The sequence below is a fragment of the Streptomyces sp. NPDC005648 genome, from assembly GCF_040605395.1.
Taxonomy (GTDB): Bacteria; Actinomycetota; Actinomycetes; order Streptomycetales; family Streptomycetaceae; genus Streptomyces.
Window position 1 is genome coordinate 21312 of sequence record NZ_JBEXCS010000074.1, and the last position, 24050, is coordinate 45361.

Annotated in this window: 20 protein-coding genes and 1 pseudogene; 4 read left to right on the plus strand and 17 right to left on the minus strand. The window is 69.8% G+C overall.

The window, feature by feature from the left end; translation table 11 throughout:
• Positions 1-4 precede the first annotated feature (4 nt).
• The 3 genes from ABZT17_RS32770 to ABZT17_RS32780 all read left to right on the plus strand — a co-directional run bounded on the left by ABZT17_RS32770 (position 5) and on the right by ABZT17_RS32780 (position 3544).
• Positions 5-2095, plus strand: coding sequence for a beta-galactosidase (locus ABZT17_RS32770; protein ID WP_356354234.1), 2091 nt, complete (start codon positions 5-7; stop codon positions 2093-2095).
• 140 nt (positions 2096-2235) lie between these two features.
• Positions 2236-2757: a hypothetical protein gene (locus tag ABZT17_RS32775; protein WP_356354236.1), complete on the plus strand. Its 522-nt coding sequence runs from the start codon at positions 2236-2238 to the stop codon at positions 2755-2757.
• A 115-nt stretch (positions 2758-2872) separates the two neighbouring features.
• A complete protein-coding gene (locus tag ABZT17_RS32780) occupies positions 2873-3544 on the plus strand; it encodes a hypothetical protein (protein ID WP_356354238.1) in 672 nt (223 codons plus the stop codon).
• A gap of 92 nt (positions 3545-3636) precedes the next feature.
• Here the strand turns inward: ABZT17_RS32780 and ABZT17_RS32785 are convergent, their stop codons facing one another.
• From ABZT17_RS32785 to ABZT17_RS32820, 8 genes are all read right to left on the minus strand, one after another.
• Positions 3637-5136 carry an MFS transporter gene (locus ABZT17_RS32785; protein ID WP_356354240.1) on the minus strand — a complete coding sequence of 500 codons (1500 nt, stop codon included), beginning with the start codon at positions 5134-5136 and terminating at the stop codon, positions 3637-3639.
• Positions 5137-5272: 136 nt separating this feature from the next.
• Positions 5273-6286, minus strand: a complete 1014-nt coding sequence (locus ABZT17_RS32790) for an NAD(P)/FAD-dependent oxidoreductase (protein WP_356354242.1) — start codon at positions 6284-6286, stop codon at positions 5273-5275.
• Between the two features lie 507 nt (positions 6287-6793).
• Positions 6794-7672, minus strand: coding sequence for an alpha/beta hydrolase (locus tag ABZT17_RS32795; protein ID WP_356354244.1), 879 nt, complete (start codon positions 7670-7672; stop codon positions 6794-6796).
• 146 nt (positions 7673-7818) lie between these two features.
• Entirely contained in the window at positions 7819-8169 is a 351-nt protein-coding gene (locus ABZT17_RS32800; RefSeq protein WP_356354246.1) for a UBP-type zinc finger domain-containing protein, read from the minus strand.
• Positions 8166-9650, minus strand: coding sequence for an ATP-binding protein (locus tag ABZT17_RS32805; protein ID WP_356354248.1), 1485 nt, complete (start codon positions 9648-9650; stop codon positions 8166-8168). Before ABZT17_RS32805 ends, ABZT17_RS32800 begins: the two co-directional genes overlap by 4 nt.
• The gene (locus tag ABZT17_RS32810) at positions 9647-11323 is read right to left on the minus strand and encodes an FAD-dependent oxidoreductase (protein WP_356354250.1); all 1677 of its coding nucleotides are present in this window, start codon (positions 11321-11323) and stop codon (positions 9647-9649) included. Before ABZT17_RS32810 ends, ABZT17_RS32805 begins: the two co-directional genes overlap by 4 nt.
• 115 nt (positions 11324-11438) lie before the next feature.
• Complete coding sequence (locus tag ABZT17_RS32815) at positions 11439-12281, minus strand: alpha/beta hydrolase (RefSeq protein ID WP_356354252.1); 843 nt, start codon at positions 12279-12281, stop codon at positions 11439-11441.
• Between the two features lie 108 nt (positions 12282-12389).
• Positions 12390-13205 carry an oxidoreductase gene (locus tag ABZT17_RS32820; protein WP_356354254.1) on the minus strand — a complete coding sequence of 272 codons (816 nt, stop codon included), beginning with the start codon at positions 13203-13205 and terminating at the stop codon, positions 12390-12392.
• 203 nt (positions 13206-13408) lie between these two features.
• Between ABZT17_RS32820 and ABZT17_RS32825 the strand changes: the two genes are divergently transcribed.
• Positions 13409-14032: a TetR/AcrR family transcriptional regulator gene (locus tag ABZT17_RS32825; protein WP_356354255.1), complete on the plus strand. Its 624-nt coding sequence runs from the start codon at positions 13409-13411 to the stop codon at positions 14030-14032.
• 254 nt (positions 14033-14286) lie between these two features.
• Here the strand turns inward: ABZT17_RS32825 and ABZT17_RS32830 are convergent, their stop codons facing one another.
• The 9 genes and pseudogenes from ABZT17_RS32830 to ABZT17_RS32870 form a co-directional block, all read right to left on the minus strand.
• Positions 14287-14535, minus strand: a complete 249-nt coding sequence (locus ABZT17_RS32830) for a hypothetical protein (protein ID WP_356354257.1) — start codon at positions 14533-14535, stop codon at positions 14287-14289.
• Between the two features lie 157 nt (positions 14536-14692).
• Positions 14693-15049: pseudogene (locus ABZT17_RS32835) on the minus strand (hypothetical protein); the annotation flags it as partial.
• Positions 15050-15189: 140 nt separating this feature from the next.
• Positions 15190-16812 (minus strand): alpha/beta fold hydrolase, encoded by a 1623-nt coding sequence (locus tag ABZT17_RS32840; protein ID WP_356354259.1) that lies wholly within the window; start codon positions 16810-16812, stop codon positions 15190-15192.
• Between the two features lie 143 nt (positions 16813-16955).
• Positions 16956-17561: a response regulator transcription factor gene (locus tag ABZT17_RS32845; protein ID WP_356354261.1), complete on the minus strand. Its 606-nt coding sequence runs from the start codon at positions 17559-17561 to the stop codon at positions 16956-16958.
• On the minus strand, positions 17555-18661 hold the full coding sequence (locus ABZT17_RS32850) for a GAF domain-containing protein (protein WP_356354263.1): 1107 nt from the start codon (positions 18659-18661) through the stop codon (positions 17555-17557). Before ABZT17_RS32850 ends, ABZT17_RS32845 begins: the two co-directional genes overlap by 7 nt.
• Before the next feature lie 32 nt (positions 18662-18693).
• Positions 18694-20220, minus strand: a complete 1527-nt coding sequence (locus ABZT17_RS32855) for an AMP-binding protein (protein WP_356354266.1) — start codon at positions 20218-20220, stop codon at positions 18694-18696.
• A gap of 198 nt (positions 20221-20418) precedes the next feature.
• Positions 20419-22092, minus strand: a complete 1674-nt coding sequence (locus ABZT17_RS32860) for a CocE/NonD family hydrolase (RefSeq protein WP_356354268.1) — start codon at positions 22090-22092, stop codon at positions 20419-20421.
• A gap of 151 nt (positions 22093-22243) precedes the next feature.
• Positions 22244-23077 (minus strand): PIG-L family deacetylase, encoded by an 834-nt coding sequence (locus ABZT17_RS32865; RefSeq protein ID WP_356354270.1) that lies wholly within the window; start codon positions 23075-23077, stop codon positions 22244-22246.
• A 236-nt stretch (positions 23078-23313) separates the two neighbouring features.
• A complete protein-coding gene (locus ABZT17_RS32870) occupies positions 23314-23898 on the minus strand; it encodes a helix-turn-helix domain-containing protein (protein ID WP_356354272.1) in 585 nt (194 codons plus the stop codon).
• Between the last annotated feature and the right edge of the window lie 152 nt (positions 23899-24050).

The following is a 24050-nucleotide window of genomic DNA, read 5'->3' on the forward strand; positions in this document are numbered from 1 at the left end:
AACGATGTTCCAGCTTCCTCGCCGGGTCCTGTTCGGCGCCGCCTACTACCACGAGTACCAGCCCTACGACCGCCTGAAGGACGACCTCGACCTGATGGCCGAGGCCCGCTTCACCGTCATCCGGGTCGGCGAATCGGTGTGGTCGACCTGGGAGCCGGAGAACGGGCGGTTCGATCTGGACTGGCTCCAACCCATGCTCGACGGCGCGCACGAGCGGGGCATCTCGGTGATCCTGGGCACGCCGACGTACGCCGTGCCGCCATGGCTGGCCCGCCAGTACCCGGAGATCACCGGCGAGACACGCACCGGTGAGCGCATCGGGTGGGGAGCCCGGCAGGAGGTCGACCTCACCCACCCGGCGTTCCGCTTCCACGCCGAGCGGATCATCCGCAGGATCGCCGCACGCTACGCCGACCACCCGGCCGTGATCGGCTTCCAGGTCGACAACGAACCGGGCCTGCATCTCCTCCACAACCACGGCGTGTTCCAGCGCTTCACGGACGAACTCCGCGCCCAGTACGGCGATGTGGAGACCCTCAACCGTGCATGGGGGCTCGTCTACTGGTCGCACAAGCTGTCCACCTGGGCCGACCTGTGGCGGCCCGACGGCAACGCCCAGCCGCAGTACGACCTCGCCTGGCGCCGCTTCCAGGCCCGACTCATCACCGAGTTCATCGCCTGGCAGGCCGACCTCGTCCGCGAGTACGCCCGCCCCGGCCAGTTCGTCACCACCTGCATCTCCTACGACCGCCCGGGCGTCGAGGACGACCAGCTCACCGCGAGCCTCGACGTCACGGCCGGCAACCCCTACTACACGATGCAGGATGCCCTCGCCCTGCCCGACCGGTCCCGCTCCGGCCAGGACTGGACCACCAACGGCACCTGGGCCCTGTACCGCAGCGCCGACCGCATGTACTCCTCCCGCCAGGAGCCGTTCCTCGTCACGGAGACCAACGCACAGGCGATCGGCTTTGCCTGGAACAACCGCCCGGCCTACGACGGCCAGTGGCGCCAGGCCGCCTGGGCACTGATCTCCCGCGGCGCCTCGATGATCGAGTACTGGCATTGGCACACCCTGCACTTCGGCGCCGAGACCTACTGGGGCGGCGTCCTCCCGCACAACGGCAGACCAGGCCGCGTCTACCGCGAACTGGCCGCCCTCGGCGCCGAGTTGGAGAAGGCCGGAGACCTGGTCGCCCAGCTCACCCCGGACGCCGACATCGCCTTCCTCTACGACGGCCCCAGCAAATGGGCGCTGCAAGGCCAGCCGCCCCTCCCGGACGAGGCCGGCGGCCCGGACGCCCGCTCGTACGAGAAGATCTTCGACGCCTTCTACCGAGGTGCCTTCGACGCGGGCCTGCAGTCCCGCATCCTGCACCCCGGCTCCCTCACCGACGCCGACGACAACCTGCCTCCGGTCCTGGTGGTCCCCGCCTACTACGCGGCCGACGACGCGATCCTCGACCGTCTGAAGTCCTACGCCGAGCAGGGCGGCCACCTGATCCTCGGCCCCCGTACCGCCTACGCCGACCTCGAGGCACGCGCCCGCGCGGACGCCCAGCCCGCGCGGCTGGCGGAAGCCGCCGGGGTGACGTACGACGAGTTCAGCAACCTCACCGAACCGCTGCCGGTCACCGGGACCGCCACCCTCGCCCTCCCGCCGGAGGCCCACGCCCTGCACTGGGCCGACGGCCTGTGTGCGCAGGGGGCCGAGGAACTGGCGGCGTACGTCCACCCGCACTTCGGTCGCTGGCCCGCGGCCACCACCCGCCCGCACGGCAGGGGCCGTATCACCTATGTCGGCACGGTCCCCGACCCGGCGTTCGCCCGCGCCCTGCTCGACTGGAGCACCCCGGCCGACTCCTGGCGTCCCACTCACCCGAGCGTCACCTCGACCTCGGCCACCGCCCGGGACGGCCGCCGGATCCGCTTCCTGCACAACTGGTCGTGGGAATCCGTGTCCGTACCCGTGCCCAAGCCCCTGCGGGATGTGCGGTCGGACGCCGTGTACTCCGACAGCGTGCCGCTGGGCCCCTGGGACGTGAAGGTGCTTGAGGAGGAGGGGGCGCGACCGGCCGAGCCGTCGGCAGGGTGAGTCTCGCCCCCCACGGAGCGGCCGCGGCCCGGCGGTGGCCGCTCGGTCCGGCACCCCCGGTCGGTCATGTTCTCCCCGCGTGCAGCGCGGAGTTGGCGCGCTCTGGTGCAAGCCAGCCGGGGGCACGGACACTGTGCACCATGGACAACAGCGCTTTGTGGGTGGCCGTGCTGACCGCGGCCACGGCGGTGGTCGCCAGTTGGGTGACGAACAGGGGCAACGCCCAAGCTGCGCGCATCCAGGCCCAAGCCGCCGCCCAAGCGGCGCACATCGCCCGGGAGCGCGAGGCGCGCAGAGCCACACAGCTGGATTTCATCGCGCAGGCCAACGAGATGGGGATCCTCTACCTGAGGATCCCCAAGTTCTTCGAGGAGGAGAACGATGCGGCGCGGGAGGCGTCGCTCGCCGAGCTCCGCGATCAACTGCGGGAATCGTACAGGCCGTTCCTGCGGTCCCTGGCTGTCGTCTCGTTGGAATGTCACCCCGAGCCGATAGCAGCGGCGAAGGCGGTCCACGCGGCCTCCAGCGCAGCCTACGGTCGTCTCATGGTCGTCGAGAGGGACGTACACGAGGCCGACAGTTTTCGCCGAGCCCTCGACACCTACCTGGCCTCGGTCGACTCGTTCATCGAAGCGGCACGCCAGGCCGAGCGCGAGACGTAGCCATCATGGGTCGCAGGACAACTCGGCACTCTCGGCGGGTCGTACCCCGGAGGGTAGGGCGGGCGAGGGGTGGGGGAGTATCTGCTCAGCCACCGTCTCTCTGTGAGGTTCCGTCATGCGCTCTGCCCGCCTCTCCGTGCCGCCGCTCGTGCTCGCCTGTCTGTTGTCGGCGGGGTGTTCATCCGTCCAACTCGGCACATCGACCTCGTCCAGTACACAGAGTCCGGCGGCAGGGGCGCCGCGCACGACGGCGCCGACCGGTAAAGGGAAGGCGATCGCGGTGGGGGAGGGCCCGCAGAAGCACTATGTGGTGCGGCAGCAGCCCGCCGCCCGCTCCTGCCACTACCGCTACGAGCACGGGGAGCCACTCGAGGACCCGGCGTGCACGCCGGGCGCGATATCCCCGGCGGTCACGCAGGCGAATCTGAAGTCGACCATATGCCGCAAGGGCGGCTACACCTCGGACATACGTCCCTCCGCCTATATAACGGGCAAGGAGAAGCGGCTCAACGCCGCGTCGTACGGCTACACCGGCCGCATGGGCGACGCGGAGTACGACCACCTGATAAGCCTCCAGCTCGGCGGTGACCCCAACGATCCGCGCAATTTGTGGGTGGAGCCCGCTGACCCGGGTCACAGGAAGGGCTCCGGGATCAACAACAGGAAGGACCCGGTGGAGACGAAGCTGCACACCGCGGTCTGCAAGGGCACCATAAGCCTCGCCGCCGCGCAGCAGGCCATAGTCACCGACTGGACCACCGCCCTCAGCCGCCTCCACCTGAACTGAGAAGGGGATCAGCCCTGCTTTCCCGCGCTGAGGTGTGTCCTGAGAACAACAGTCATCGCGGGTAGCAGGGCATCTCTCGGGTGGATTCCGGCTCAGTGGGCCATCACGGGCTCGCCCTCGGACGGCTCCAGAGCCCGGTTCGGGATCAGGAACGCTGTGATCAGCGCACCGACCACGAAGAACCCGGAGCCCCATGCCAGGGTGGCCGTGTAGCCCTCGACCCCGGCCTGCGCCGCGGCCAGCGCGCCGGGCTTGTGCGACGTCAGGTAGTCGGTCGCGGCCGACGAGGCGACGGTGGTCAGCAGTGCCGTACTGATGGAGCCGCCGATCTGCTGACCGGTGTTGATCAGCGCCGAGGCGACACCCGCGTCCTCGTGGTGAATGCCCGAGGTCGCCCCCTGGATCGCGGTGGACATCACCGCGCCGATGCCGAGACCCAGCAGGATCAGGCCGGGCATGATGTGGGCGGCGTAGGTGCTGTCCAGCTCGAGCCGGGTCAGCAGGGCCATACCGGAGGCGGCGACCAGGAAGCCGGCGCTGACGACGATCTTCGGGCCGACCCTGGGCAGCACCAGCGAAGGCATCGTGGTCGACGAAGCGACGACGGCCGCGACCATCGGCAGGAACGCCAGACCGGTCTTGATCGGCGAGTAGCCGAGGCTGGCCGCGAAGTAGTAGGTGAGGAACAGGAAGATCGAGAACATCCCCATGCCCAGCACGAACACGGCCAGGAACGAACCACCGCGGGTCCGGTCCAGCACGAGGCGCAGGGGCAGCAGCGGATGCGCGACCCTGGTCTCCAGCCAGGCGAACACCGCGAGCAGCACCGCGCCGGTGATCATGGAGCCGAGGGCGACCGGGTCGGTCCAGCTGGTGGACTCGACGTGCGCGAACCCGTAGACGACGGCGAACAGCGCGGCGCTCACCACGACGATGCCCGGAATGTCGAGTTTGGGCTTCTGGGTGATCACGGGCTTGGCCAGCAGCAGCAACGCACCGATCAGGGCGGGGACCGCGAAGGCGACGTTCACGTACATCACCCAGCGCCACGACGCCCATTCGGTGAGCATGCCGCCGACCAGCAGCCCGATCGCGCCGCCCGCACCACCCAGCGCACTGAAGATACCGAAGGCCTTCGCCCTTTCGGACGGTTCGGTGAAGGTCACGCTGAGCAGGGAGAGTGCCGCGGGCGCGAGCACCGCGGCGAACAGGCCCTGGGCCACACGTGCCGCGACGAGGATCTCGAAGCTGCCGGCCGAGCCGCCGACGACGGACGCGACCCCGAAACCTGCCAGGCCGATCACGAAGAGGGTACGTCGGCCCAACAGGTCACCGAGTCGGCCGCCGAGCAGCAGCAGGCTGCCGAACGCCAGGGCGTAACCCGTGATGACCCACTGCCGGCTGCCGTCGCTGAAGCCGAGGTCCTGCTGCGCCTCGGGCAGCGCGATGTTCACTACGGTCGCGTCGAGCATGACCATGAGCTGGGCCACGCCTATGACGACCAGCACCCACCAGCGCACGGCATGTGAGCCGCGAAGGCCCGAGTCTCTCTTTTCGGGGGCGGGCGCCCCGCGGTCGATGCTGGTACTCATTTTCTTCCCTTGTTTGGTGGGCATGACTGAAAGCCGTCTGGAATCTGATGGGTTTTCTCGCCGGTGAGGGTGAGGGTGAGGGTGAGGGTGAGGGTGAGGGTGGTGGGTGGTGGGTGGTGGGTGGGGGGTGGGGATTTCAGCCCTGGAGGGCCGCGTCGGTGTCCGCGATGGCCAGCTTCTTGTTGATGTCGATGCCGGCCAGTGCGCCGGCCGCTGCGGAGGCCCCGACCTGGGCGACCGGATCGGTGACGTTGCCGGCCACCCACACACCCGGCACCTCGGTGGTGCCGTCCGGGCCGGAGGCGAAAGCGCGGCCCACATTCGGCAGATCCCGCACCGGCAGGCCCAGTCCTTCCAGGCCCTGAGTGCGGGCCTGCATCTGCGGGACGACCGCGAGGACACGACGGGCCACTACCTGCCCGTCGGCCAGGCGCACCCCGGCGAGGTCACCGTCCTCGTCGTCGACGACCTCGGTGACCGGGGTGTCGATGACGCGGATGCCGCGGGCGGCGAAGCGGGCGCGGGTGTCCTGGTCCAGGTCGGTTTCGTGGGTGAAGTAGGTCAGGTCCTCGGTCAGCTGCCGGAACAACAACGCGGGGCCGATGGAGGCCGGGCCGGTGGCGAGGATGCCGATGGGCTCGTCGCGCACCTCCCAGCCGTGGCAGTACGGGCAGTGCACCACACTGTGCCCCCAGTGCTTCGCGAGCCCGGGCACCTCCGGGAGCACGTCCTTCAGGCCGGTGGCCACGAGGACGCGGCGGGCGGTGATGCGGCGGCCGTCGGCCAGGGTGACGGTGAACCGCAGGTCCCCGTCCGCCGACGGGGCGGCAGGCTCGGCCGAGACCACATCGCCGTGGACGACGCGTCCCCCGTACTGGCGCACCTGTTCCCGGCCGCGCCGGAGGAGCTCGGAGGGTGGGGTGCCGTCGAGGGCGAGGAGGCCGTGCACGGCCTCGGCGGGTGCGTTGCGTGGGGAGCCGCTGTCGATCACGACGACCGAGCGGCGGGAGCGGGCGAGGATCAGTGCGCCGTTCAGTCCCGCGGCGCCCCCGCCGATCACCACCGCGTCGACGGTCCCCTCGGCCAGTGCGTCGCTCGCGTACGCAGGAGTGGTCACAGCCGTGGCCTCCTGCTTTTCCTTGTCGGTCATGGTTCGGTCGACCCTTCGGGTTCTGGGTGGTTGCAGGGGGGCAGCTGTTCAGGAAGCCAGGAAGTGGTCGGCGACCGTCGTGGGCTGTTGTGGAGACCGGCCTGGAAGGCGTCGCAACGCCGGGCAACGCGGAGGAGCTCAAAGGCATGGGTTGCCCTCAAACGCGCCTGGCGTGCACGCGGCCTGTCCGGTGAGCTCAGGACCGTTGTGTACTGAACAGTCAGAAACCTAGATGTTCTGTACTGAGTTGTCAAATACGGCGGGTCGACCCTCGGCAAGGCATCGATCAGAGCGGGGCCGCGAAGGCGACGTTCACGTTGGGGAGCTCTCGAGCTGTGCTCCGACCTCGGCGACGCGGGGATCGCCGAAGCGGGCGAACTTGCTCGACGGCTGGTCGATGCTGATCTGCACGTGGCCCAGGGCGGTTCCGCAGATCGCGGGTGCGCAGCGGGTGGCTCTTTCCCATGCCCGGACGGGGTTGTGCGGGGGGTGTCGGTCGCTGCCGGGTCAGGCCGCGTCGAGCAGGATGCGTGCCATCTCGGCGGGGCGCTCCAAGGCGGAGAAGTGGCCGGTGCGGGGCACGGTGACGCGGTGGACGTCGGTCAGCGCGTTGGCCACGCGGTCTCGCTCGGCGGGCCGGGACCAGTCGTTCTCGCTGTAGACGAGGGTGACGGGTGCCGACACGCGCGGATAGCGCTCACGGGCCCGGTCGAATCCCTTGAGGCTGCGGAAGATTCCCCGGGACACCTTGGCGTAGCCCTTGCGACGGCCGCTTCTCAGGAGCTCGGTGATGAAGTCCTCGGGCAGCTTGGTCTTGTCGACGTAGCCGCCCTGCAGGATGGCTCGGAAGACGGGCCGCGGCTCGAGGGGGGCGAAGAGGGGGCCCAGCACGGGCATCCGCACGCTGGAGATGATGAGGCGGGAGAGCCAGTTTCCCCGCTCCCCGCCCTGGGGGTAGTCATAGCTGTTGAACGCCACGACCCGGCTGACCCGGTCCTTCAGGTCGATCGATGCCGACAGGGACAGGGCGCCCCCGAGCGATTCTCCCGACAGGGTGACGTCGTGAAGGTCCAGTCCGCGCACGAACTCGACGACCGCGGACCGCAGTTGCGGCTCCTCGTACTGTGCGCCGGGAACGATGTCGGACCATCCCATCCCGGGCAGGTCCAGCGCGTAGACCGTGTAGTGGTCCCACAGCAGCGGGATCACCCGCTGGAAGTAGTCGAGCTGGCCGCGCACGGTGTGCATCAGAACGAGGGCGGGGCCGGTGCCCACCGTGTAGTAGCGCAGCCGCGAGCCGTCGGCCCGGGTGAAGAACCGCACCTCGCCGCGGCCGTCGCTCCAGGTTCTCGCGTATGCCGCGTCGGGAGACTCGTTGCGTTCCATGGTTCTGTCCTTTCAGGTGCGGTCGCCCGCGGTGTGCGTCAAAGGCCCGCGAGGGCCGTGTCGGTGATCCCGTGGAGCGTCGACCGGTCGCACGGCCTGGCAGGTCGAACCTGACATTCACCACTGACAGCCCTGGTCGGCCAGGCTCAGCGCAGCGTGTCCGTCCAGTTCGCCGGCACACGCCCCGCCGGTCCCGGCGTGGGCTGGTCGGCTGGGTGGGCGTCCGGGGGAGCCAGGGCCGGACCGGAGTCGTACATCTCCGACGTCTCGAAGTTCCAGAACCAGGTCTCGCCCGGCTCGTAACTGCGGATCACCGGATGGCCGGTGTCCCGGAAGTGGCCGGTGGCGTGCTTGGAGGGTGAGTCGTCGCAGCAGCCGATGTGACCGCACTGGGCGCAGCGCCGCAGATGGAACCACCAGCCGCCGTCGGCGTCGCACTCGACGCATCCGGCACCGCTGGGCGGGACGCTGGGGTCGATGCCGGTGTCCATGGTCATGAGGGCTCCTGGGCCGGGTCGGGGTCGGTATCGGGCTTGGTGTCGGGGTCGGTGGCGGTGAGGGGGAGCAGTACCTGGAAGCGGGTGTCGCCGGGTACGGACTCGACTTTCAGGTCACCGTGGTGCTTGTTGACGACGATCCGCCAGGAGATGTCGAGCCCCAGCCCGGTGCCCTCGCCCACCGGCTTGGTGGTGAAGAACGGGTCGAAGATCCGGCCGCGGATCTCGGCCGGCACTCCCGGGCCCGTGTCGCGGAACTCCACCAGCAGCCGGTCGTGCACCAGAGCGGTGCGTACGGTCAACGTCCCTTCGCCGCCCGCGCTCCTGATGGCGAAGACGGCGTTGTCGATCAGGTTGGTCCACACCTGGTTGAGTTCGGCCGGGTAGGCCGGAATCCTCGGCACCGTACGGTCGTACTCCTTCACGACCTTGACCTGTGGGCCGATCTTGCCCGACAGCATCAGCAGCGTGCTGTCGAGGAGTTCGTGCACATCGGCGACCTGGTAGGGCGCGCGGTCCAGCTGCGAGTACTGCTTGGCGGCGTCGACGAGGTGCGAGATACGGGTGGTGGAGTCCTCGATCTCGGACATCAACAGCTCGGTCTCGACCGTGTAGTTGAGGCACTCGATGGCACTCGGCAGGATTTCCTGCTCGTCGACGGCCGTCGCGATCTGCTCCAGCCAGTCGACGTCGAGACCACCCTGCACGAAGGTCGGCGCGATCTGCCAGGCGTTCTGGACACCGTGGTCGTCGAGCCAGTCGGTGAGTTCGTCCTCCCGGTCGGACGCTTCGAGCGGGCTCAGTGCCGGCGCCTTCGAGACCCGCTCGGCCGTACGTTCCTGGAGGTCGATCAGGGTCTTCAGGGCGTCGCCCTGGTAGGTGCCCGAGGCGATGGCGCTGAGCTTGTGGCGCATTTGCGCGGCCCGGTTTCTGAGCGTCGAGGTGGCCCGTACGGCCGCCGCGGCCGGGTTGTTGAGCTCATGGGTGAGACCCGCGGACAGCGAGCCCAGCGCCAGCAGCCGTTCGCGCTGCCCGACGGCCCGCTGAAAGGTCTGCGAACCGAGGACGAGCCCCTCCAGGAGATGGATCGCCATCGGAAACCACTCGTGCATGAAGCTCGCGAACGACTCGGCGGGCAGCACGAAGAACCGCGTCGGCTCGGTCACCCGCAGCGAGTTCATGTACCGCTGCGGTTTCCCCTCCCCCACGTACGCCATCACGGCCCCCGCATACACCCCCGCTTGGGACGTGCGGCTCACCTCGATGTCGTCGCTGCCCACCCGGCGTGACATGACGACCGTGCCCTCGATCATCACATAGAAGCAGGCCGCCGGGTCCCCTTCGGTGAACACCGGCCCGGGGTCGAACAGTTCGACCCGTCCCTCGCCGCACAGCCTGTCGATCTGATCGGCGCTGAGCTTCTCGAAGAGGAACAGCGAGCTGATCTCCGCCGTGCTGCACGGCATCAGCCGCCCGCTCATGACTGCTCCAGGTATCGGTGTACGAGCATCACTGCCATGGCTCCCTCTCCGACGGCGGACGCGACCCGCTTGGCGGACTCCGCGCGTGCGTCCCCGGCGACGAACACGCCGGGGATGTTGGTCTCCAGGTGGTACGGCGGCCGGTCCAGCTCCCAGTTGGCCGGTGGCCGCCCGTCGGCGGTCAGATCGGGCCCGGCGAGGATGAACCCGCGCTCGTCCCGCAGCACCGTGCCCTCCAGCCAGTCGGTCAGCGGGGCCGCGCCGATGAACACGAACAGCCACTGCGCGTCGACCAGTTCGGTCTGACCGCTCGTCGTGTCGCGCAGCGTCAGCTGTTCCAGGTGGCCGTCGCCGTGCGCGGCCTCGATGACCGTGTGGGCCCGCACCGAGATGTTCGGCGCCTCGTTGATCTGCTGGATCAGATAGTGCGACATCGACGCGGTGAGGTCCGCTCCGCGCACCAGCAGGGTGACCGACTTGGCGCCCCTGGACAGGTACATCGCCGCCTGCCCGGCCGAGTTGGCGCCGCCGACGATGTACACGTCGTGGCCCTGGCAGGCGGCGGCCTGGGTGAGCGCGGACCCGTAGAACACCCCGCGGCCCGACAGCTCGGTGGCGCCCGGCGCCTCCAGCTGCCGGTACGACACACCGGTCGCCAGGATCACGCTGTGCGCCGCGACCTGCGACCCGTCCGCGAACCGTACGAGCCGCGCCGCCCCGCTGCTCTCCAGTCCGGTCACCTCCCGCGCGGTGAGGATCTCGGCGCCGAACTTGGTGGCCTGGCGTCGCGCCCGGTCGGTGAGCTGGCCGCCGGACACCCCGTCCGGGAAGCCCAGATAGTTCTCGATCCGAGAACTCTGTCCGGCCTGTCCGCCGGTCGCCGAGCGCTCCACGAGCACCGTACGCAGGCCTTCGGAGGCGCCGTACACGGCCGCGCCCAGCCCGGCCGGCCCGCCGCCGATGACGACCAGGTCGTAGAAGTCGGCCGTGGGTGTCGTCGCCAGCCCCACGTGCGCGGCCAGTTCGGGCACCTCCGGCTCGACGAGCGCCCTACCGTCCGCCGTGATCACCACCGGCAGCCGCTGACCGTCCTCGCCCGCGGCCGCGAGCAGCCGCTGCCCCTCGGGCTCCTCGGTGGAGTACCAGCGGTAGGGCACCTGGTTGCGGGCCAGGAACTCCCGTACGTCAGACGAGCGGGCCGACCACCGGTGACCGACGACCTTGGTGCTCGGCACCGGCCGGAAGTCACTGCACCGCCACGCCTCCAGCAGGTCGTCGAGCACCGGGTAGAGCTTCTCCTCCGGCGGGTCCCACGGCTTGAGGAGGTAGTGGTCGAGGTCGACGACGTTGATCGCGTCGATCGCCGCGTTCGAGTCCGCGTACGCGGTCAGCAGCACGCGCCGGGCACCCGGATAGATGTCCAGGGCGTGTTCGAGGAACTCGATGCCGTTCATCTGGGGCATCCGGTAGTCGGCCAGGATCACCGCCACCAGGTCACCGCGCAGCTTCAGCTCACGCAGCGCCTCCAGCGCGGACTCACCGGACTCCGCGCGCACGATCCGGTACGAACCGCCGTAGCGCCGCCGCAGATCACGGGCGACGGCCCGGGACACCCCGGGATCGTCGTCCACGGTCATGATGACGGTCCGCGCAGCGTCCGCGGCCTGTGCCATACGTCCCCCACCTCGAGTGATCGGATCACCGGTCGGCGCCTGCTCGGTGCCGCGCCGCCTTACAGCCATCGTTTGTTCGTCGCCCTTGGTCTCGCCGCGAGGGTCGAGTGATCCGCTACTCGGCCCATGCCACGATCCGTTCCGCGATCGCCTCGGGGGCCTCGATGTGCAGGAAGTGACCGACGTCGGGGACGACCTCCATCGCGTGCGGGGCGGCGAACCGATGTCGGTCGTCGACCTGCGGGGGGAGGATGCAGTCGTCGTCGGCACCGTGGAGGTGCAGCAGGGGCACCTCGATCGGCTGAGACAGGCGGCGCGCCGCCTTGAGCATGCCGGGTCGCATCATCTCCCGGTAGTACTTGATGGGCGCGGGCATGCTCGCCCGCAGGTGCTCGTGCAGCTCCGCCCGGACAGCTGGATCGAGCGAGAGGCCGGGCGACCACTGACGCCAGAGGCGGTCGATGAGGGCGAGATCGCGGGCGGTGGCCATCCAGCCGCTTCCCGGCAGTTGAAAGAGCCCCATGTACCAGCTCCGGCGTAGCTGGGCGGGGCGCGGCCGGCTTATGAACGTGAGCGGGTGGGGGATGGCGAGCGCGACCGCGCGTTCGATCCGCTTCGGCGCGGTGACGCAGGCGTCGTATGTGATCATGGCGCCCCAGTCGTGGCCGATCAACTCCACGGCTCGCCCGGGGGACCAGCGGTCGATCAGCGCGAGCACGTCGCTGGTGAGGGATGCGAAGTCGAACGGCCCCGCGGTCGGGGACGGCGCGTAACCGCGAAGCCAGGGTGCGACGACATGGCGTCCGCGGCGGCCGAGCTCGGCGAGGAAGGGCTTCGCGGTCGGCGGATGGTCCGGGAAGCCGTGCAGGACGAGCGTCGGCTGACCATCGGGATCACCGCCCTCCAGCGCGTGAAAGGTGCCGTGTGGCAGGTCGAAGGTGACGCGTTCGAACTCCATGCGTGTCAGCCTTCTCCAAGAGCGGTCGGACGAGAGACGCTCATGCCGGCTTCGGTGTCTCTGGTTTTGGACATGCGCGACTCCTCGGGCGCCGGGTGTACTGCGGGGTCAGCCGGCCAGTCGGTTGAGCTTGCGGATCTGTCCGTCGAAGGTGCGCGAGGGCACGAACCGGCGTAGGAGGCTGACGCGTCTGGCCATCGGGCCGGCGGGGTACCGGAGCTTGGGCTTGGAGTCGGTGGCGGCCGTGACGATCACCTTCGCGACAACGGCCGGGTCGTCGGCGGTGCGCAGGGCCGTGGACAGCACGTCTCGGGAGACCTCCCGCTGCGCGGCGTAGACCGGCAGGGGCGAGTCGGGTCCCATGCTGCTCGCCTCGAAATTCGTGCTGGTGTAGGCCGGCTCGACCAGCAGCATCCGGACGCCGTGCTCGCGAAGCTCGTGGTCGACGGACTCGGAGTAGCCCTCGACCGCATGCTTGGTGGCGGCGTAGACGGCCATGAAGGGGGCTGGGACCTGACCCATCATCGAGGAGACGTTGACCACGCGGCCACTGCCCTGGGCGCGCATGTGGGGCAACACCGCGTTCGTCATCCGGATCACGCCGAAGACGTTGATGTCGAAGACCTCCTTGGCCTGGTTGATCGAGCTCTCCTCGCCGGCGCCGACCGCGCCCACGCCTGCGTTGTTGACCAGGACGTCGATCCGGCCGAACCGCTCGATCACCTCCTCGACCAGGGAGCGGACCGACTTGTCGTCGGCCACGTCGAGATCCAGGAACGTCACCCCGGAGAGCGGCTCGGCCTTCGCCGCGTTGCGGCTCGTGCCGACGACCGCGAAGCCGGCGCTCACGAGGGCGAGCGCCGCCGCCCGCCCGATTCCGGAGGAGGCGCCCGTCACTAGGGCCACAGGGGGAGCCGTCTGCATGGTGGTTCCTTCGGTTGTGCTCATGATTTCGTCGGGCGCTGTGCGGGGTCGCCTGTGCTCAGGTCGACACGTCCGCACCGGTCCTGCACGTCCGGACCAAGCCTGTCCGGTGAGCTCAGGACGGTTCTTTACTGAACAGTCCGAAACCTAGGCAGTTCTGTACTGAGTTGTCAAGAAGGGTGGGTCGGATTTACCTTCTTTGCATGGCCAGACCACGAAGCTTTGACCGCGACCAAGTCCTCCATGCCGCCGAGCGGCAGTTCCGCGCTGCGGGCTACAACGGCACGAGCGTCGACGACATCAGCGCCGCCACCGGCCTGGGCCGAGGCAGCCTCTACGCCGCGTTCGACGGCAAGCACGGCGTGCTGCTGCAGGCGATGACCGGCTACTTCGCCCGGCTGGCGCAGGGTCCGCGGAAGATGCTCGACGGACCGGACGAGGGTGCCCTGGAACGACTGCACGCATACCTGCTCCGCGCCGTCCACGGGGTGCCACTCGCCGCCGACGTACCGCCCGCCTCCGACCGGGCGGGGGCGGCCTGCTTCGCCGCCAAGATGGCCCTGGAGATCGGCGCCTCCGACCCCGAGGTGAGACGCCTGGCCAACGAGTGCTTCTCCGTGGTCGCGGCGGCGGTGGCCGAGTGTTTGCGAGCGGCGCAGCGCAACGGCGACATCGACCCCGACGCGGATCCCGACGACCTCGCGTACCTTCTGCTGTCCGTCGTCCGCGGGAGCGATGTCATAGGCGCGTACGGCCACAGTCCCGCCCGCCTGACCTCGATCGCGGAGAGCGCGTTCGCCTTGCTGCCTCGCCCGCGCCACACCTGAGAAGGGCACGGCCGGCCTCGTCGCACAGGCATCTGACGCGGTCGGCCCCCCTTCGACGCCGCGGAGGTACGGGCCCGTATGGGTGGGCACTTCTCGGCACTGCTCGGCGCTTCGGGCGAATACCGCAACTCACGTGGACGGAGTGTGGCTGCCACTGCCGCCCGGCTGCCCGGCGCCGGCGTTGGTGGCTGCCCAGCCGGCGAGGAGCTGGAGCCTGTCCGCGTCGGCGGTGCCCGGCTGGGCGGTGCAGATGGTCAGGGAGTGCGCCTGGTTGGTGGAGACCGGGAGGTCCAGAGGCTGGTAGGTGAGTACGCCGCGCCGTCCCAGTCGTCCACGAAGTCGTGGGAGTCCTCGTCGAGGAACCAGAACCGGGCGAAGTCGGGCCGCCCGCGACGGTCCGTGGTGGGACTGCCGAACACGGGGGACAACAGGGCGCGGGCGAGTGCGTTGCTGGCCACGATGTCCAGGTGGCCGTTGGTGACGAAGGCCGCGGACAGGGTCATGGAGTCCAGCAGCCACTGGACGTGGGGCGGGACGTCGACGGCCTTGCGGCGGCGCCGGGGCGCGGGGCTGGGCTGGGGCGGCTTTGGCGAGGTCGAACAGGTAGGTGCGTTCGACGTCGTCCAGCCGCAGGGTGCGGGCCACAGCGTCGAGGACGTCACCGGAGACGCCGCCGATGTGGCCCTTCTCCAGCCGGGTGTACCACTCGGTGCTCACTCCGGCGAGAATCGCGACCTCCTCGCGGCGCAGCCCCGGCACCCGGCGCCGGCCGACCGCGTGCTCCCCGAGACCCTCCCCGAGGACCCGAACCCGGTCCTGGCGCGCTTCTTCGAGTGGACCGCCCCCACTCCGATGTCGTTCTTCGGCTTCCAGCTGATGACCGACATCGACATGCTGGCGCCCCGCAAGGCCCTCCTGGTGGTCGGCGCCGACGCGCACTCCCGCTACTACTCCGAGGACGTCCAGACGATGTCGCCCGAGAACATCGAACTCGTGAGCGTCCAGGGCGCCGACCACGTCGATCTCTACGACCAGACGGACATCATCCCCTTCGACACGCTCGACGAGTTCCTCACCAAGAACCTCGCCTGACCTGGACCGTTCCCGTCACTCGGCGTTCTCGTCGGGTCGGTCGGACGAGTGATCCTCGGTCGCGGTCAGCCGTATCGCTGCAGCAGTCCGTCCACGTACGCCTCCAGCCGTTCTCCCAGCACCTCGGACGTCAGATCGTCCCGCCCCAGTTCACGCCACGGCCCGGCCAGCTTCGCCGCGTCGGGGCAGTAGTGCAGGGCGTCGAGCAGCCGCCAGTACAGGTGGTCGGGGTCGTCGGCGAGGCCGCGCCCTCCGTGTGCCTCGTACCGCTCGCGGAAGTCCAGCCCGTACGCCGGCCCGTGCAGCAGCGCGAGCGCTGTCGAGCAGTGCGCCACGTCCAGGTCTGCGGGACCCCACGAGGTCTCGACCCAGTCCACGACGCCGGTGATCCGCAGCTTGCGCCCTGTTCCCGTGAAGAGCACGTTTCCGGGGTGGAAGTCACGGTGCAGAAAGCAGCCTTCGTACGGCGGCGGGTCGCGGCGGATCACGTCGACGGCCCGCTCCCACAGAGGGCCGTCCGGGGTGCGGACGCGTTGCGGGGACGTCCATGCCTGGTACGTGCGCGGTCTTTCGTCCGGTACGACGCCGTGGATACGGACGAGCTGGGCCGCGAGCAGGTCCAGGCGCCGGTCGAGGTCGTCCTCGTCCACGCGGACGCGGCCGGGCAGCGCGGACATCAACAGGGTCGGGTGGTCGCAGTGTTCGGCCGTGGCGTCCACGGCGACGAAATCGGGCGCGGGGATGCTCCCCTGCCCGGTGAGCAGTGCCAGGACGGACGCCTCGCGGGCCAGCAGCCCGGGCCCGTGGTGACGGAAGAACGGTTTCACGAAGGTCCGTTGCACCAGGCCCGTGCCGTCGTCAAGCGTGAGCCGGCGCATCTGGGAGCTCCAACCACCCGACAGGAGGCGCGAGTCGGTGACCTTGCGGCCGCTGCCGAGCTGCTTGGCGATCCACGCACGCGTAGCCGACCAGCCCTGGTCGTCGAGGCCGGCCAGCACCGCCTCCACGAACCGCCGCCGGTCGTCGCCGTGATCGCGGAACCATATTCCCAGCTGGTGCTGTGCGTCCGGAAGGTCGAAGCGCGTGTACTGGGCGCGGGCAGCGAGCGCGTCCTGTACGGCCTCGGTCACCGCGGCCGGGATCACTGTGTCCGTGCCCGGCACGACGAGCACCGCCCGCCCGTCGTACGCCCGCAGCACCTGAAGCGCGGATGCCTCCAGCCAGCTGTCCGGCTGCCGGATGATCCCGCTGAACCGCCCGTTCCCGTCCCCGAAAGGCACGTCCCACGCCTCGGCGGTGTACACGCCGGGCGCGCACAGCCCCAGCGCCGTCACCCGATCCCCGTAGTGGGCGACGAGATCCGCCACCGTCTGCCCACTCATGCTGAAACCCACCAGGACCAGCGGCCCCTCCGCTCCGCCATACGCGTCGACCACCGCGACGGCCTGCTCGAACCGTCGCCGCAGGCTGAGCTCACTGAGTTTTCCGGAGCTTTCGCCGTGCCCGGAGAAGTCGAAGGCGACCCCTCGGTGGCCGCGGGCCACGAACTCCTGTACCAGCGGGAGAAGTCGCTCCATGCTGCTGTCGCCCGCCCCATGCAGCACTACGGCGGTGACCCCGGAAGGATCGCCGCCGTACACACCGCTGAGCCGTTCACCGTCGTGGTCGAGCGTGAAGTCGAAGAGCATGCCCCCTATTCACTCACGACGTGGCTCCTGTCTTCCGGGAGTGTCACCGCCGGCGTCACGCACCGCACCCTCGCCCGACCTCTCGCCGGCATTGACCGGCCTGGTTGTGGGCGGGAGTTCGGTGGTGAGCACGTCGGCTTCGCTCAGAGCAGGCCGCGTGTGCGGGCGTTGGAGATGAGCTGGGCGCGGTTGCGGGCGGCGAGCTTGTTCATCATCTCCCGCAGGTATGTCTTCACCGTGTTGACCGAGAGGTTCAACTCATCGCCGATCTCGGGGTTGGTGTAGCCGGCCGCGACCAGGCGGAGCACGTCGTACTCGCGGGCCGTGACCGGGGCCGTGGAGGGGGCGGACCGCTCGGCGCGGAAGGTGCCGGTGCGCACGACGCTGCGGATCGCGTCGCGCACCGCCGTGCCGTCGGCGTCCTTGACCAGCAGCCCGCAGGCTCCTGCGGCCAACGCCGGTGCGACGGCGGCGTGTTCGGGGAAAGCGGTGAAGAGCAGGACGCGGCTGTCGGGGCTTTGACGGTGCACCTGGGCGACGACGTCGGCTGCGGGGCTGTCGGGGAGCCGCAGGTCGAGCAGGACGATGTCGGGCCGCTCCCTCGCGCACAGCCGGACGGCGTCGGCGCCGGTCTCGGCGTGACCGACGACGAGCAGGTCGGGGTAGCCGTTCAGCTGCGCCGCGACGCCGTGGCGGACGACCGGGTGATCGTCCACCAGCACGATCCGGGTGGGACGGGTCGTCAGCATGGCAGTCGCGCCCGCCAGATGGTGCCGCCGTCGGGGTCGGAGACGACACGGACGACGCCACCCAGCCGGCCGAGGGCCTCGGCGCTCTTGGTGAGGCCGAGGCCCGGCTCATGGTCGGGGCCCAGCCCTACGCCGTCGTCGTGCACGGCGACCGTCAGCAGTCGGCCGCTGCGGCCGACCGACACGGTCACGGCACTCGCCCGAGCGTGCTTCTCGACGTTCAGCAGCGCCTCCCGCACCGCTGCCAGCAGCGCCTGCGACCGGGACGGGGGCAACTCGGCGGGAACCTCGTCCAGGACGACCAGTTCGGCCGGGACACCGCTCCGATCGGAGAAGGCCGCGCAGTCTGTGCGCAGGGCGACACCGAGGGCCAGTGCGGCGGGGGACGAGTGCAGCATGCGCAGGGACTCGCGCAGTGCGCTGGTGGCGTCCGCGGCCTGGCGCTGCAGACGGTCCAGCCGCGCACGCAGCTCGGGGTCGGTGCTCGCCGATTCGGCGAGGTTGGCCATCCCCGAGCCGATGGCGAACAGCAGCGCGCCCACGCTGTCGTGGAGTTCCGCCGCCAGTCGCTGCCGCTCCTCGTGGACGGCGATCTCCCGGGTCAGCCGGGCGCGCTCGGCGATGGACAGGGCGAGGGCGGCCTGCGTGGCCACGTGCGAGGCGCGTTCGACCTCGCGGTCGCCGAAGGCGCCGTCGTGGCGTGGCCCTACGGCCAGCACTCCCAGCGACTCGCCGTCCCGGACCAGGGGCACCGCCAGCAGCCTGAGCACGCCCTCGGTGGCCATGTGTTGGTCGAAGGTGTGGGTGATTCTGGCGCTGCCGAAGTAGTCGTCGACCCATTCCGCCCGTCCCGACCGGTGCACCTTGCCGGTCAGCCCCGTGCCGGGGGGCACCCGCAGCGCCCGGAGGATTCCCGTGCGCTGGCCGACGACCTGCTCGATGCTCAGCTCCTCTCCCGCACCGGGCCGGGCCGCCCACGCCACCTGAGCGTCGTCCGTCAGGAGCGTGAGGGCGCGGCGCAGCGCCTCGCCGCGATCCAGCGCGACGAGGAGTTCCGCGTACTGCTCGCTGAGCTGGAGCAGGGGGTGGGGGTCCCGCATACCGTCATCAGACACCGCACCCGCCGTGGCTGTCACCACTCGTACCGTTTGATCAGCTCTCGCCGCATGATCTTGCCGGTGGAGGTCTTGGGCAGGTCGTCGACGAAGCGGACCGTGCGTGGCCGCTTGTACGCGGCCAGCGACTGCCCGGCGAAGGCGATCAGCTCCTCCTCGGTGGCGCGTGCTCCCGGGGCGAGGACCACGTACGCACAGGCCAGTTCGCCCCTGACCGGGTCGGGCACCGGACCGGCGGCGACCATGGCGACCGCGGGGTGTGCGGCGAGGACGCGCTCGATCTCGGCCGGGTAGACGTTGTAACCCCCGGTGATGATCATGTCCTTGCGGCGGTCGACGATGAAGACGTGCCCGGTCTCGGTCATGGAGGCGATGTCGCCGGTGTGCAGCCAGCCGTCCGGCTCGATGGTCTCGGCGGTGGCCTGCGGGTTGCCGTGGTAGCCGAGCATGACGATCGGGCCGCGCACCATCAGTTCACCGGGTTCGCCGCGGGGAGCGTCGCGCGTGACGTCGTCCAGGTGCGCGATGCGCACCTCCACACCGGGCAGGGACACGCCGATCGAGCCGGGGACGGGCGGGGAGTGGAGGGCATGGGTGGTGCCCAGTCCCGCGATCTCCGTCATTCCCCACAGCTCGATCAACGGGGCGCCCGAGCGGGACTGCCACCGCTCGATCGTCGAGAGCGGGATGGTCTGGCCGCCGACCGTGCACCGGGTCAGGGAGGACAGGTCGGCCGTCGCCAGCGCCGGGTCGGCGAGCATCATCGCGTACATCGCGGGCACGCCCTCGAACATCGTCGCGGAGTGCTCACCGATCAGCCGCAGCGCCTCGCCCGGGGTGAACCGTTCCATCAGCACCACGGTGCCACCGGCCAGGAACGTGCCGTTGATCACCACGTTGCCGTAGACGTGCGGGGCGGGCAGCGCCGTCACCACGACATCCGCGGACGTACGGCCGTGCATCGTCCCGGTCAGGGCGCAGTTGAGCAGCACTGACCGATGGCTCTGCACCGCGCCCTTGGGGTGCCCGGTCGTGCCGGAGGTGTAGCCGATCGTGCAGGCAGCGGCCGGGTCCGGAGCGAAGGCGGGGACCAGCCCGCCCTCGGCGAGCAGTTCACCGAAACCGACCGCACCCTCGGGCGGATCGTCGAACGCCACGACCGTTGTCAGGCCCGGCAGATCCCGGGTCAGAGCGAGTACGTCAGCCGCCTGCCCGGAGCTGGTGAACACCGCGGCCGCGTCACAGTCACGCAGCACGAACGCCAGCTCCTCCGGGGTGAGCATGACGTTCACCGGATTCACCACCGCCCCCGCCTTGAGCGCGCCGTGGTAGGCCACCACCCACTCCCACCGGTTCTGGGCGTACAGGGACACCGGCTGCCCCGGCCGCACACCGCGCGCAGCCAGCGCGGCGGCGACCCGGTCGCTCTCCGCGTGGAGTTCGCCGTACGTCATCGTGCGGGACGCCGTCACCAGGGCGACCTTGTCGGCGTAGCGCGCCGCCGTACGGCGCAGGATGCCTCCCGGCGAGACCACATCGTCCACCGTGCACCTCCTCCTCGTCTGGATCGAGAAGACAGCAGATCCAGCCGGTCAGGCACACCCGAACGGGTGAGACCGGCCGCATGACGCTTCTTTGCGCGGAGGGGGCGACGCCTCGTCGACCAGCACCTCGTTCGCCCCGACCTGCACGAGCAGCGGAGGCAGCCCGGATCGCCCGGCCGACTCCTCCGCCACTTCCCGTCAGCCCGGGATCACCGGCAGGATGATGCGGGAGGGGCGGTCGGGGTCGTGGAAGACCTGCTGGCGGGCGGTTCGTGGTGTGGTGGCGTTGTCTTCGGGTTCGCCTGTGTTGAGGTTGCGGTCCCAGCGGGGGAAGTTGCTGGAGGTGATCTGGACGCGTATGCGGTGGCCTGCCCGAAAGACGATGCTGGTCGACCAGAGGTCGACGACGTGTTCGGCCGGCTCGCCCGGTGTTGCCTCCCGTACGCGCAGGATGCCGTCGGTCACGTTGCGGGAGAGGCCGTGCTCGTCGACGTCGCACAGGCGGGCCACCCAGTCGGTCGAGGGGCCGTCGGTGGCGGCGTGGAGGACCGCCTTGATGCGGCCGGTCACCTCGGTGTCCTCGGTGAGGGGTTGGGTGGTGAAGACCAGGACGTCGTCGCGTGCCTCCACGGCCACCTGGTCGAGCGGTCCGGGACGGAAGTCGTCGCCGATGAGGAGCGCGCCGCCGGTGGTGGGTACCGGCTTCATGGGGTCGTAGGTGAAGTGTTCGGGCTGTTCGTCTGCGGTCGGTGGCTCGGGGGTCAGGCGGCCGTTCGTGCGCAGGTGGAAGTCGGTGTCCACGGCCCGGGACGGGGGCCATTCGGTTTCCTCGCGCCACTGGTTGGCGCCCATGACGAACAGCAGTACCTTGCCGGTGTCCGGCTCCAGCGGCTCGCCGGCGCCGATCGTGCGCTGGAACCAGTCGAGTTGGAGGCCGTTCAGGGGTCCGCGCATGCCCATGAAGGCGGAGTTGGCGGCGAAGCCGAAGTTGATGTCGCCGATGACGTGCTGCTGGTTGGTGTGGGTCCACGGCCCCATGACCAGCGTGGCGGAGCGGCCGGCGCGGCGCATGGCGGTGAAGTTGTCGAGGGTGCCCTGGGCGAAGATGTCGTACCAGCCGCCGACCTGGAAGGTGGGCAGGTCGACCTCGTCGTGCCGGCCGGTGACGGTGCAGGACTGCGCCCACTCGGGCTCGCGGCGGGAGCGCTCGTAGCCGAGTTCGGGCAGGTCGTGCCGGGCGAACGCGGGGAACCGTCCGGCGGGCAGCTCGCCGTACCCGCCGCCCGCCAGGCCGTCGAGATCCTTGACGAGCCCGCCGAGGCCGCCGACGAGGGCGGCGGGGTCGCTGCCGTGCCGGCGCATGAGCACGTCGGCGCCCATCATGAGGGTCCAGGGTGCGGTGATGCCGAGTTCGATGGCGCCGCCGCGTGTCCACAGTCCGTCGTCGGGATCGGACCATGTGAGCATCGGTGCGATCGCCTTCAGCTCCGGTGGCTTGGCCAGGGCCGCCATCCACTGCGTGTTGCCGAAGTAGCTGGCGCCGATCATGCCGACGGAGCCGTTGGAGCCGGGCAGGGCGGCGGCCCACCGCACGGTGTCGTACCCGTCGCTCTCCTCGTAGGTCCATGGCTCCCACGCGCCCTCGGAGGCGAAGCGGCCGCGGGTGTCCTGGAGGACCACCATGAAGCCACGCCGGGCCGCCGCCAGGGGATCGAGGACGGCGATCGCCAGGGCCATCTGCTTCCCGTACGGCAGCCTGCTCAGCAGGACCGGCCAGGGCCCGGTGCCGACGGGACGGTAGACATCCGCGCGCAGCACGGTGCCGTCACGCATCTCCGCGGGTACGTCGCACTCGATCTGGATCTCTGTCATGGGCTGCTCCTTTGCCTGCCACGACGCCTTCTCGAGCACATGTTGAGGGGCTCCGCCTGTGCGCGGCACCCCCGAACGGGGGTGCTCGCGCGGCGGTTGCGGGACACCTACTTACGCTGCGCCATCAGGCAGGTCGGGCTGACATGGCGGATCAGCGCAGTCCGGCGAAGAGGTCGTTCTCGGGTATGGCAGCGCCGGTGGAGTCCTGGACACGTACGAAGGTCTCCATGCCCATCAACTCGCCGAACCGTTCCTTGCCCATCTTGAGGAAGAAGATGTTCTCGCCCTGACTGGCGTGTGCGGCCAACGCGTCGAACTTCTGACCGCTGAACCCGGTCGTGTCCACCCACGTGGTGATCTCATCGTCGGGGAGGCCGATCTCGGCCAACGCGGCGGCCTCGGCAGGATCCGGCTCCGGCATGTCCTCACCGAACTCGCGCATGACCTCGCCGAACTGCCGCATCGCCGAGCGGGGCATGGTCGTCCAGTACACCTTCGGTGTCAGCGTGGTCATCTCCAGCGCGGCCATCGTGATGCGGTGGGCCTGGATGTGGTCGGGGTGGCCGTAGAAGCCGTTCTCGTCGTAGGTGACGACGACATCGGGTCGGTAGTGCCGTATGAGTTCCGCGAGCCGGGCCGCGGCTTCCTGCACGGGGGTCTGCCAGAAGGATCCGGGGGCGTCGTTGCCCGGCCAGCCCATCATTCCGGAGTCGGGATAGTCCAGCATCTCCAGATCGCTGACCTTCAGGACGTCACAGCTCGCCTCGAGTTCTCGACGACGCAGCGAGGCGACCGCCACCGGATCGTGCCCGGGCTCGCCCGGCTTGACACCTCCTGGTCCGTCACCGCAACTGCCGTCGGTACACGTCACGAGAACCGTGCGGACGCCTTCCGCCGCGTATCGCGCGAGGACCCCTCCGGTTCCGGTGGCCTCGTCGTCGGGGTGGGCGTGTACCGCCATGAGCGTCAAGGGCCGGTCAGCCATGAAGCAGTCCTCCTGCAGACATATCTCTTGGTACGAGTGGTACCAGTGCTACTCGTGGTACGAGTGCGCGGCGACGTACCGTGCTTCCAGGGTCCGGATCCTGGTGGTCGGACGACCTTATGGTCCCCGAGTTCCCCGCTCCGGCGGCACCGGCCCCTCATTGATGCAACCGTGCCGACGGGACCGGCTGTTCCCGGCAGGGCCGCAAGGCGAGACAGGAGTTGCCGGCCGGGGGTTCAGCCGTGGGGGCCCATGCCGCGCAGAAACGTGTCGACGACGAGCGTGGCCAGTGCGTCCGCGTTCTGGCGGACCTGGTCCGGGTCGAGATCCGCGCCGCCTCCGTGCTGCGCCTCGTCGACGAGGGCGTAGTACACCCGCCGTGCCCACAAGAGGTCCGTGTCCGGCGCGAGGAGCCCTTCGCGCTGGGCCCGGGCGAGGAACTCGAGGGCCCCGGCGTTGACCTCGGACCAGATCACCGACGTGAGGGGGGTGTCGGCCAGAGGGTGACCGAGGGTGAACCGCCGGACGCTCTTGATCCGCAGTACGTTCGCCGTGACGCGGTGGAGCGCCACGAGTGGTGGGGCGGTGTCCATGTGGGCGTCCTCTACGGACTCCATGAGCTGCTGCTTCGCCGAGGCGGCGAGTGCTTCGATGAGGGCCTGGCGGCTGGCGAACCGCCGGTGCACGGTTGTTCTGGCCACTCCCGCCTCCTCCGCGATCTGCTCCATGGAAGCCCCGGGGTCTTTGGCGAGGACCTGCTCGGCCGCCTCCAGAATCGCGCGAACACTGCGCGCGGCATCGGCCCGCAGGGGTCGGCCCATGACTTATCCACTCCCGTTGTCGATCCGTGATGCACCGAAGACCATACGCGTGACCTACCGATTTGTACTGATTTGCATCAGTGCTGTTGCATGGGAATGTAAAATTGCGACAAGCGTGATGCGGTTAATGGTTTGAACTGCTACATTCCTGT

What these genes read in the sequence shown, in the direction of transcription:
- ABZT17_RS32870 (WP_356354272.1), bottom strand. Translation starts at nt 23,898, where the DNA reads ATGGGCCGACCCCTGCGGGCCGATGCCGCGCGCAGTGTTCGCGCGATT.
- ABZT17_RS32810 (WP_356354250.1), bottom strand. Translation starts at nt 11,323, where the DNA reads ATGGCACAGGCCGCGGACGCTGCGCGGACCGTCATCATGACCGTGGAC.
- ABZT17_RS32785 (WP_356354240.1), bottom strand. Translation starts at nt 5,136, where the DNA reads ATGAGTACCAGCATCGACCGCGGGGCGCCCGCCCCCGAAAAGAGAGAC.
- ABZT17_RS32850 (WP_356354263.1), bottom strand. Translation starts at nt 18,661, where the DNA reads ATGCGGGACCCCCACCCCCTGCTCCAGCTCAGCGAGCAGTACGCGGAA.
- ABZT17_RS32805 (WP_356354248.1), bottom strand. Translation starts at nt 9,650, where the DNA reads ATGAGCGGGCGGCTGATGCCGTGCAGCACGGCGGAGATCAGCTCGCTG.
- ABZT17_RS32830 (WP_356354257.1), bottom strand. Translation starts at nt 14,535, where the DNA reads ATGACCCTGTCCGCGGCCTTCGTCACCAACGGCCACCTGGACATCGTG.
- ABZT17_RS32865 (WP_356354270.1), bottom strand. Translation starts at nt 23,077, where the DNA reads ATGGCTGACCGGCCCTTGACGCTCATGGCGGTACACGCCCACCCCGAC.
- ABZT17_RS32775 (WP_356354236.1), top strand. Translation starts at nt 2,236, where the DNA reads ATGGACAACAGCGCTTTGTGGGTGGCCGTGCTGACCGCGGCCACGGCG.
- ABZT17_RS32780 (WP_356354238.1), top strand. Translation starts at nt 2,873, where the DNA reads ATGCGCTCTGCCCGCCTCTCCGTGCCGCCGCTCGTGCTCGCCTGTCTG.
- ABZT17_RS32825 (WP_356354255.1), top strand. Translation starts at nt 13,409, where the DNA reads ATGGCCAGACCACGAAGCTTTGACCGCGACCAAGTCCTCCATGCCGCC.
- ABZT17_RS32795 (WP_356354244.1), bottom strand. Translation starts at nt 7,672, where the DNA reads ATGGAACGCAACGAGTCTCCCGACGCGGCATACGCGAGAACCTGGAGC.
- ABZT17_RS32845 (WP_356354261.1), bottom strand. Translation starts at nt 17,561, where the DNA reads ATGCTGACGACCCGTCCCACCCGGATCGTGCTGGTGGACGATCACCCG.
- ABZT17_RS32770 (WP_356354234.1), top strand. Translation starts at nt 5, where the DNA reads ATGTTCCAGCTTCCTCGCCGGGTCCTGTTCGGCGCCGCCTACTACCAC.
- ABZT17_RS32800 (WP_356354246.1), bottom strand. Translation starts at nt 8,169, where the DNA reads ATGACCATGGACACCGGCATCGACCCCAGCGTCCCGCCCAGCGGTGCC.
- ABZT17_RS32840 (WP_356354259.1), bottom strand. Translation starts at nt 16,812, where the DNA reads ATGCTCTTCGACTTCACGCTCGACCACGACGGTGAACGGCTCAGCGGT.
- ABZT17_RS32815 (WP_356354252.1), bottom strand. Translation starts at nt 12,281, where the DNA reads ATGGAGTTCGAACGCGTCACCTTCGACCTGCCACACGGCACCTTTCAC.
- ABZT17_RS32860 (WP_356354268.1), bottom strand. Translation starts at nt 22,092, where the DNA reads ATGACAGAGATCCAGATCGAGTGCGACGTACCCGCGGAGATGCGTGAC.
- ABZT17_RS32790 (WP_356354242.1), bottom strand. Translation starts at nt 6,286, where the DNA reads ATGACCGACAAGGAAAAGCAGGAGGCCACGGCTGTGACCACTCCTGCG.
- ABZT17_RS32820 (WP_356354254.1), bottom strand. Translation starts at nt 13,205, where the DNA reads ATGCAGACGGCTCCCCCTGTGGCCCTAGTGACGGGCGCCTCCTCCGGA.